Origin of the sequence: Arthrobacter sp. Hiyo1, from assembly GCF_001263615.2 — a bacterium.
In the GTDB taxonomy this organism is placed as follows: domain Bacteria; phylum Actinomycetota; class Actinomycetes; order Actinomycetales; family Micrococcaceae; genus Arthrobacter.
The window spans coordinates 381,925-390,964 of the sequence record NZ_DF952472.1; the positions used below are offsets into that span (position 1 = coordinate 381,925).

General features: G+C 62.6%; 8 protein-coding genes and 2 pseudogenes. 1 reads left to right on the forward strand and 9 read right to left on the reverse strand.

From position 1 onward, the window contains the following. Positions 1-437 (reverse strand): histidinol dehydrogenase (locus tag AHiyo1_RS15330; protein WP_172465605.1); only part of this gene is annotated, 437 nt, incomplete at its 3' end. Between the two features lie 9 nt (positions 438-446). Continuing rightward, positions 447-998 carry a hypothetical protein gene (locus AHiyo1_RS15335; RefSeq protein WP_059389136.1) on the reverse strand — a complete coding sequence of 184 codons (552 nt, stop codon included), beginning with the start codon at positions 996-998 and terminating at the stop codon, positions 447-449. A 158-nt stretch (positions 999-1,156) separates the two neighbouring features. On the opposite strand from AHiyo1_RS15335, the gene AHiyo1_RS15340 reads away from it, so the two are divergent. Beyond that, on the forward strand, positions 1,157-1,615 hold the full coding sequence (locus AHiyo1_RS15340; RefSeq protein ID WP_113990687.1) for a flavin reductase family protein: 459 nt from the start codon (positions 1,157-1,159) through the stop codon (positions 1,613-1,615). Positions 1,616-1,686: 71 nt separating this feature from the next. Here AHiyo1_RS15340 and dnaE read toward each other — a convergent pair whose 3' ends face one another. The 7 genes and pseudogenes from dnaE to AHiyo1_RS15375 all read right to left on the reverse strand — a co-directional run. Continuing rightward, a complete protein-coding gene (gene dnaE, locus AHiyo1_RS15345) occupies positions 1,687-5,244 on the reverse strand; it encodes a DNA polymerase III subunit alpha (protein ID WP_059389138.1) in 3,558 nt (1,185 codons plus the stop codon). A 61-nt stretch (positions 5,245-5,305) separates the two neighbouring features. Beyond that, on the reverse strand, positions 5,306-6,232 hold the full coding sequence (locus AHiyo1_RS15350; RefSeq protein WP_059389139.1) for an RluA family pseudouridine synthase: 927 nt from the start codon (positions 6,230-6,232) through the stop codon (positions 5,306-5,308). Beyond that, the gene (gene lspA / locus AHiyo1_RS15355; protein WP_059389140.1) at positions 6,225-6,845 is read right to left on the reverse strand and encodes a signal peptidase II; all 621 of its coding nucleotides are present in this window, start codon (positions 6,843-6,845) and stop codon (positions 6,225-6,227) included. Before lspA ends, AHiyo1_RS15350 begins: the two co-directional genes overlap by 8 nt. A gap of 93 nt (positions 6,846-6,938) precedes the next feature. Next, positions 6,939-7,621 (reverse strand): annotated as a pseudogene (locus AHiyo1_RS15360) (DivIVA domain-containing protein). Between the two features lie 165 nt (positions 7,622-7,786). Next, the gene (locus AHiyo1_RS15365; protein WP_059389141.1) at positions 7,787-8,074 is read right to left on the reverse strand and encodes a YggT family protein; all 288 of its coding nucleotides are present in this window, start codon (positions 8,072-8,074) and stop codon (positions 7,787-7,789) included. A gap of 102 nt (positions 8,075-8,176) precedes the next feature. Further along, complete coding sequence (locus tag AHiyo1_RS15370) at positions 8,177-8,707, reverse strand: cell division protein SepF (RefSeq protein WP_059389142.1); 531 nt, start codon at positions 8,705-8,707, stop codon at positions 8,177-8,179. Between the two features lie 88 nt (positions 8,708-8,795). Continuing rightward, positions 8,796-9,040 (reverse strand): annotated as a pseudogene (locus AHiyo1_RS15375) (YggS family pyridoxal phosphate enzyme); the annotation flags it as partial.

Consider the following 9,040-nt stretch of genomic DNA (forward strand, 5'->3'; position numbering starts at 1 on the left):
TACAAACCCACGCGGCCCACGGTACCCAGTTCTGGCTGACCGACGGCGCCGTCCCCCAGTTCAACGTCGACGTTCGCAGGCCGTTGGCCATCCGCAAAACGCCGGGCACGGCGGATGGATTCCTCCAGGGCTGCGCGCACTGAAGGATCCAGGTTTTCAAGGGCTTCGGCAAGGGCGGCAGCCGGCACTCGCGGATGGGACTGTTCCACGCCGTCGAACGCCAATGCGAACTCCCCAAGCGCTTCGAAGCCGCGGGAACGGACGGCCGCAATGATGTCCAGGACTTTTTGCTCGGCGTCCGCCATGGTCTGATGTTTCGCCCGGGGCACCACGGCGCGCAGTTCCGCCAAGGTCAGGGACCGTCCGCGCAAGTCAATGCGGTGGAAGTCCAGGGACTGGGCGGCGGTTTCGGCAGGATTCTCCGGGAAATTGGTCACCAGATCATTTTACGGGGCAAGCGGCGGTCCCTCCGGCTGCTTTCCCATCAAGCTGAAAAGCGTCAGGAGGAATGTCACAAGGGCCGTCGCCCCTGGCCACAGCAAGAGGGCCGTCACCGACCGTAATGAGAAGCCGTCACTTCCACTCGAGGCGGAGCCCCACCATTGCGCGGCCAGCAGACCCACCTGCCAGGCCACCAAGGCCCCTACGGCACCACCGAGAACGGCCAGGAACGTGCGGAGGCCGTGCCCCGGCCTCCGGACCTTGCTGTCGAGCAGGACCGCGGTGAAGCAGCCGGAAAGCAGCAGAAGCCCGGCAAGGACCAAATCCCTCGGGAGCCGCCCCGCCGAAGCCGTCGGATCGGCGAGGGCAGGATTTCCCGAGATCACGTTGAGGCCACCCGGAGCCAACAGCCACCAAGCGAGGCCCAGCCCAACGCCCGAGGCGGCGGGCACCGCGAGCCAAAGCCACCATGTGCGGTCCCGCGTGTCCGTTCCGGTGTCCGGGTCAGTATCCCCCGCGGGGCCGGAGACGAGAAGGTTCGATGTTGGCTTGGTCATGACACAAACATTAACAAACGTTTCTGGACGCCCAACAAGCAAGCGTGCCGGCGAGCAGCGGAATACGCTGAATCCACCAGCGTTAATACCAATAGCTCACGCAGGAGATCGGCAAAGTGGCTTCGGACAATCCAGCTTTTGAAGCAACATTCAAGCAAATGTTCCGCCGGCATGCCGCCGGCGTGGCCATCATCACTGCCGACCTCAACGGCAAGCCTTTCGGGTTCACTGCGACCTCCGTGGCTTCGCTGTCGGCCGAGCCGCCCCGCTTCACGTTCAACATGTCCCGCAGTTCCAGTTCCTGGCCGGCGGTGGCGAATTCGACGTATATCGGCTTGCACATGCTCGGCCTCGAGAACCAGGCCCTCGCGGACCGCTTCGCCCGCACCCAGGAAAGGTTTGAAGGCGATCATTGGGAGCCAGGGCCCTTCGATGTCCCCATCCTCAAGAACGTGGCCGGCTGGCTGATCGGCAAGATCCAGATGCGCCTGTCCTTCGAAAACAACGCGATCGTGGTGGTGGAGGTTGTCGACGGGCTGGTCGGCGAGGACGACACTCCCCTGCTGTACCACTCGGGCTCCTACGGCCAGCCGGTTCCGCTCGACTATGAAATTTAGTCAGGGCAGGAAAATCCGGTGCGGGCAGGAAATCCAGCGTCACCGGCCGGCTGGCTCAGGTAGCCGGCCGGTCACGTGTCCAGGCAGGTCGGGCCAAGAAGTACCTTGAGGTCACCGAAAAGTGACGGGGTGGGATTCACGCGCAGGTGCACTGGCAAGCCCATGACCTCGACCTTGGAGTCGCCCTGCAAGTGGAGCCTGACCTCGGAGTTTCCCCGGTGGGTGGTCAAAACATCGCGAAGATCGGTGACGACGGCCTCGGTTGCCTTGTAGGTGGGCATCGTGATGACGAGAGGACCGTTGGTGCTCTCGCTCAGGTCCGGAACCGAGAGCTCCATGCAGTTCAAGGTGACCGCACCGTCGTCGCGCCGCTGCAAGCGGCCCTTGACCACCACGATCAGGTCCTCCGCGAGGACCGAAGCGATGGGCCCGTACACCTGGCCGAAGAACATGACCTCGATGGAAGCACCGAGGTCTTCGATCTCCGCCCGCGCGTAGGCATTGCCGCTTGCTTTGGCGATCCTGCGGCTGAGTGAAGTGATCATGCCCGCAATGGTGACGATGGCGCCGTCATGGGGTCCGTCTTCTCCGAGAATAGACGTGATCGATTGCTCTGCATGCTGGCTCAGCACGCCCTCAAGCCCCTGCAGGGGGTGGTCCGAAACATAGAGTCCCAGCATGTCCCGCTCGAAGGCGAGCTTGTCCTTCTTCTCCCATTCCGGCAGGTCCGGGATCTCCGTGCTCAGGGAGGCCTGCGGCTCCTGGTCCTCGAATCCGGCGAAGAGATCGAACTGGCCGATCGCCTCATTGCGCTTGAGCGTGATGACCGAGTCGATCGCTTCTTCGTGCACCATGGCCAAAGCACGCCGGTGATGGCCGAGGGAGTCGAACGCGCCGGCCTTGATGAGGGACTCGATGGTGCGCTTGTTGCAGACCACCGCCGGAACCTTCATGAGGAAGTCCTTGAAGGAGGTGTAGGCGCCCTCGCTCGCACGGGCCGCCACCATCGCTTCCACCACGTTGACGCCGACGTTGCGGATGGCCCCCATTCCGAAGCGGATGTCGGTTCCCACAGGAGTGAAGTTGAGGCTTGATTCGTTGACGTCCGGCGGTAGGACCGTGATGCCCATGCGCCGGCACTCGTTGAGGTAGATCGCCGATTTGTCCTTGTCGTCGCCCACGGACGTGAGCAGGGCAGCCATGTATTCGGGGGCGTAGTGGGCCTTCAGGTACGCAGTCCAGTAGGAGATGACACCGTACGCTGCGGAGTGCGCTTTGTTGAAGGCGTAGTCGGAGAACGGGAGCAGGATGTCCCACAGGGTCTTGACGGCCTCCATGGAGTAGCCGTTGTCCTGCATGCCTTGGGAAAAGCCGGCGAACTGCTTGTCCAGTTCGGATTTCTTCTTCTTGCCCATGGCGCGGCGCAGGATATCGGCTTGACCCAGTGAGTAGCCGGCCAGCTTCTGGGCCACGGCCATGACCTGCTCCTGGTACACGATCAGGCCGTAGGTTCCGCCGAGGATTTCCGAGAGCGGTTCCTCGAGCTCCGGATGGATCGGGATGACTTCCTGGATCTTGTTCTTGCGCAGGGCGTAGTCGGTGTGCGCGTTGGCACCCATGGGACCTGGCCGGTACAGCGCCAACACGGCGGAGATGTCTTCGAAGTTGTCAGGCTTCATGAGCTTGAGCAGCGACCGCATGGGTCCGCCGTCGAGCTGGAAGACCCCCAAAGTGTCGCCGCGCGCCAGCAACTCGTACGACGCCGGGTCGTCCAACGCCAGGTGCTCAAGATCGAGGTCGACGCCCCGGTTCATCTTGATGTTTTCCAGCGCGTCGGAAATGATCGTCAGGTTCCTCAAGCCGAGGAAGTCCATCTTGATCAGGCCAAGGCCTTCGGACGTCGGGTAATCGAACTGCGTGATGACTTGGCCGTCCTGGATGCGGCGCATGACAGGAATGACGTCGATGATGGGGTCCGAGGACATGATGACACCGGCGGCATGCACGCCCCACTGCCGCTTCAGCCCCTCAATGCCCAGCGCGGTCTCGAAGACCTTGGCAGCCTCCGGGTCGGTGCTGATCAGCTGGCGGAAGTCGCCGGCCTCGCCATAGCGCTTGGCCTCCGGGTTCTGGATGTCCGCCAGCGGGATGTCCTTGGCCATCACGGCCGGTGGCAGGGCCTTGGTGAGCTGTTCACCCATGCTGAACGGGTAGCCAAGCACGCGGGAGGAGTCCTTGAGCGCCTGCTTGGTCTTGATGGTGCCGTAGGTGACAATCATGGCAACGCGCTCGTCGCCGTACTTCCGGGTGACGTAGTCGATCACCTCGGAACGGCGCCGATCATCGAAGTCGACGTCGAAGTCGGGCATGGACACACGGTCCGGGTTGAGGAAGCGCTCGAAAATCAGGCCGTGTTCCAGCGGGTCGAGGTCGGTGATGCGCATGGCATATGCCACCATGGAGCCCGCACCCGAGCCACGGCCCGGGCCTACCCTGATTCCGTTGTTCTTTGCCCAGTTGATGAAGTCGGCCACCACGAGGAAGTAGCCCGGGAAGCCCATGGACGTGATGACGTCAAGCTCATAGTCGGCTTGCTTGCGCACCTTGTCCGGGACGCCGTCCGGGTAGCGGTAATCGAGTCCCGTGGCCACTTCCTTGACGAGCCAGGACGTCTCGTCCTCGCCGGGAGGGCAGGGGAACCGAGGCATGTAGTTCGCGCCCGTGTTGAAGGACACTTCGCAGCGCTCGGCGATCAACAAGGTGTTGTCGCAGGCCTCGGGATGGTCGCGGAACAGCTCGCGCATCTCCTGCGGCGACTTCAAGTAGTAGCCGCTGCCGGAGAAAGCGAACCGGGAGCCGCCGTTGTCATAGGTGGGCTCAAGCAGAGTGGAGCCCGACTGGATCGCCAAAAGCGCCTCGTGGGCCTTCGCATCATGCTCGTGGGTGTAGTGGAGGTCGTTGGTGGCCACGAGCGGAAGCTTCAGTTCCTTGGCCAGGCGCAGCAGATCGCCGGTGACCCGCCGCTCGATGTCCAGGCCATGGTCCATCAGTTCGCAGAAGTAGTTTTCCGCACCGAAGATGTCGCGGAACTCGGATGCCGCAGCCAGCGCCTCCCGGTATTGTCCCAGCCGGAGGCGGGTCTGGACTTCACCGGAAGGGCAACCGGTGGTGGCGATCAGGCCTTCGGAATAGGTGTTCAGCAACTCCCGGTCCAAGCGTGGCCATTTGCCGAACACCGAGTCGAGCGAAGCAATCGAGGATGCCCGGAACAGATTCCGCATGCCCGCGTTGTTGTAGCTCAACAACGTCATGTGGGTGTAGGAACCACCACCGGACACGTCGTCTTTCCGCTGGCTCTCGTCGCCCCAACGGACGCGCTCCTTGTCGCCGCGCGCCGTGCCCGGCGTGACATAGGCCTCGACGCCGATGATCGGCTTGATGCCTTTGTCGGTGGCCTTCTTCCAGAAATCGAAGGCACCGAACAAGTACCCGTGGTCCGTGGTGGCCAGTGCCGGCATGCCCAACCGCTCGGTCTCGTCAAACAACTCAGTGAGGCGGGCCGCACCATCCAGCATGGAGTATTCGGTGTGGGTGTGCAGATGGACGAACGAGTCATTGCTGGAAGTCACCACGACAGTCTACCGGCAGGGACCCCGCGGTTGGAGTGGCGCGCTGGAAGCGTGGATCGCGCTACGCGTTGCCGCTTTCCAGAAGCTCGAGCGCGTATTGCAGGTCCGCCGGATACTGGCTGGTGACTTCCACCCACTCGCCGGTCCGGGGGTGGTTGAAGCCAAGCCGCCGCGCGTGCAGCCACTGCCGGGTCAGTCCCAGGTTGGCAGCCAAACGCGGGTCCGCCCCATAGGTCAGGTCGCCGGCGCAGGGGTGCCGGAGGGCCGAGAAGTGAACCCGGATCTGGTGTGTCCTGCCTGTCTCAAGATGAATTTCCACGAGGGTCGCCTTGCCATAGGCCTCGAGGACTTCGTAGTGCGTCACGGAGGGACGGCCATCCTCGATCACCGCGAATCGCCAATCGTGCCCGGGGTGGCGCCCGATAGGCGCGTCTATGGTGCCTTCCAGGGGATCCGGCAGGCCCTGGACCACTGCGTGGTACACCTTGTCCACCGTGCGTTCCTTGAAGGCCCGCTTGAGCACCGTGTAAGCGTGTTCGCTCTTGGCCACGATCATGACTCCCGACGTTCCGACGTCGAGGCGGTGGACGATGCCGGCACGTTCAGGCGCGCCTGACGTCGAGATCCGGTATCCCGCACCGGCGAGGCCACCCACCACGGTAGGACCAACCCAACCCGGAGACGGGTGCGCCGCCACGCCGACCGGCTTGTCGATGACGACAAAATCGTCATCGTCCAACAGGATATTCAGGCCTTCCACGACTTCCTCCACGACTTCCAAGGGATCCCTGCGTTCGGGAACGGTGACTTCCAACACGGACCCGGCAATGAGTTTCGCCGACTTGCCCACTGTGTTCGCAGAGACTTTGACATTGCCCTCGGCGATCAACAAGGCGGCCGCGGAGCGGGAGATATCCATCATCTTCGCCAAGCCCGCGTCGGCCCTTGCCCCGCCCAATTCTTCGGGCACCACGAACTGCTCAGACATCGCCCGGAGCCTGTTCTTCCGGCGTGCCGGATTTTGCCGGCGCGGAATCGGCGGAATGATGGCGGGAGCCGTCGAGTCCGATCCCCCGTATGGTCAGCAGGCAGATGATCACGACGCCGGAAACCACCGCGGAGTCGGCGATGTTGAAGATTGCGAAGTTGGGCAACTGGATGAAGTCCACCACGTGGCCCATGGCGAAGGAAGGCTCGCGGAAAAGCCGGTCCGTAAGGTTCCCGAGCGCGCCGCCCAGCAGCAGGCCGAGCGCCAGTGACCACCAGACCGACCCCAATCGACGCACTTGGAACAGAATCACCACCGAAACGGCGGCCATGACGATCGTGAAGACCCACGTGACGTTTTCACCGATGGAGAACGCAGCGCCCGAGTTTCGGATGTAGTACCAATGCAGGAGCGGAGGAAGCACAGGGATCCGCTCGCCTTCGACCATGGTGCTGGTGACCCAGAGCTTGGTCAGTTGATCGAAGGCGTACGCGAACACGGCGAAGCCGGCAAAGACCCAAAGCAGTGCCGGACGCCACGTGTGGGCTTTGGTGCGGACCGGTTCCGTGGTGCCGTTCGTTTGTTCTGTGCCGTCAGTTTGTTCGTCGCTCATAGTACTTTCATTCGGTAACCGTGGCTTCTGGCGCCTTAACAGGCGAAAGCCGGTGGCCGAGGAATCCCCAGCCACCGGCTTTCAGAATACTTGCTAGACCTCTGCGGCGGCTTCGCCGACCTCAGGAGCGGCAACCGAGCCGCGGGCATCCAGGTCACGCAGCTGGCCTTCGATGTAGGCCTTCAGGCGGGAGCGGTAGTCGCGCTCGAAGCCGCGGAGCTGCTCCACCTTGCGTTCGAGAACGCTGCGCTGCTGCTCGAGGGCACCGAGGATCTTGCGGGACTTATCCTGCGCGTCGTTGACGAGGCTGGAGGCTTCGATCTGTGCCTCGGCAATGATCTTTTCCTTCTGCTGCTCGCCATCGGCCACGTGCTTGTCGTGCATCTGCTGGGCCATGGCCAGCAGGCCGGCTGCGGACTCGGCGGAAGGAGAGCCTGCGGAAGGTGCGGCCGGGGCCGGAGCGGCGGCAACGGCCGGCTCCTTCTTCTTCTCGGCCTCGGCGGCCTTCGCTTCGGCTTCCGCCTTGGCCTGTGCGTCCTTGTCGGCCTTCACCGGAGCGGGCACCTTCTCGACCACGGGTGCCGATGCTGCGCTGGCAGGGACCGGTTTCCGCCTTCGGCGAGCTTCTTGCGGAGCTCGTCGTTCTCCTGGTTCAAGCGCCTCAGCTCGACGACGATTTCGTCGAGAAAGTCGTCGACCTCGTCCTGGTCGTAGCCTTCGCGGAACTTGGTCGGCTGAAAGCGCTTGTTGACAACGTCTTCTGGCGTCAAAGCCATCTGGTCACCTCGTTGGTCTAGTTAGTCAGTAGCCTTCCGGCCGTTCAAAACTACGGTACCTAAATATCATCTGATTCCCCCAATTCAACACCATCGTGTTGGGTCGGAGGTTTGCAGCCCACTAGCCGAAGAAAACAGATTGACGGCACATGGACTGCGGAAGAGCTACGCCAGCGAGTAGACGAATCCCATCGCGATGCTGACGACAATAAACACGATCAGAAATGCCAGGTCAAGGGACACCCCACCAAGCTGCAGCGGTGGAATGAGCCGGCGGATCCGTTTCAAGGGCGGATCAGTCACGGAATAGACCACGTGCGCGGCCACCAAGGCGCCACCGCGGGGGCGCCACTGGCGCGCAAACATCTGCACCAGATCGAAAACGAGCCTGATGATGAGGATGACCAGGAACAGCAGCAATGCAATGTACAAAAGGCCGAAAACTATGCCCACGGGTTAGCTCAGATCTCCTAGTTCGCCATTTTTCCGGTCAGTCCCTCTATTGCAACACAGATGCCAGGCAGATCGCTCTGCCTGGCATCCGGGTTGACCGCGCTAGCTCTGGTTGAAGAACGTTGCTTGCGCTTCGCTGACCTTCTTGTCGTCGCCGAGAACTTCGACGTACGACGGCGACAGCAGGAAAACCTTGCTGGTGACGCGCTCAATGCTGCCGTGGAGTCCGAAGACCAAACCGGCGGAAAAATCGACGAGGCGCTTGGCATCTGCCTCGCCCATGTCCGTGACGTTCATGATCACCGGGATGCCATCCCGGAAACTCTCGCCGATGATCTTGGCGTCATTGTAGGAGCGGGGATGGACAGTGGTGATCTGCCTCAGACCGGAGGCGTCTTCGCGGCTGGACGCCGCACGCTTGATAGGTGTCACGGGTGCGCGGTATTCCTCTTCGGCGACAGGGGGGACTTCACGAACTACTTCACGTACAGGTGCTGGGGCGCGGCGCTCTTCACGATTGTGGTCGACCGACCGGTCCTCGTCCGTGTGCTGCACGTGCTGCTCAGACTCGTAGTGTTCATCGCCATCGGCGAGCCCAAGATAAACCATTGTCTTGCGCAGTGCGCCAGCCATGCTGGACTCCTATCGTGTCTGCAGTGGGCGGGCCGCCCATGACTTGACATCGCTGAAATCCCGGCCCGTCGCTTCCAATACTTTGACGCTACCCCACGCGCGGGCGCGAACCGAGAATATCCGAGCCAATTCGCAGGTGTGTCGCACCGAATTGAACGGCAGCTTCGAGGTCCTGGCTCATCCCGGCGGATACCCCCACGGCGTCCGGATAAAGTCCCCGAAGATCCTGTGAAATGTTGGCGAGTTTCTCGAACGCTTCCTCCGGGGGCGCACCGAGCGGCGCGACCGCCATCACGCCGGCCAGGCGCAGTCCGGCGGCGGTTGCGATGGATT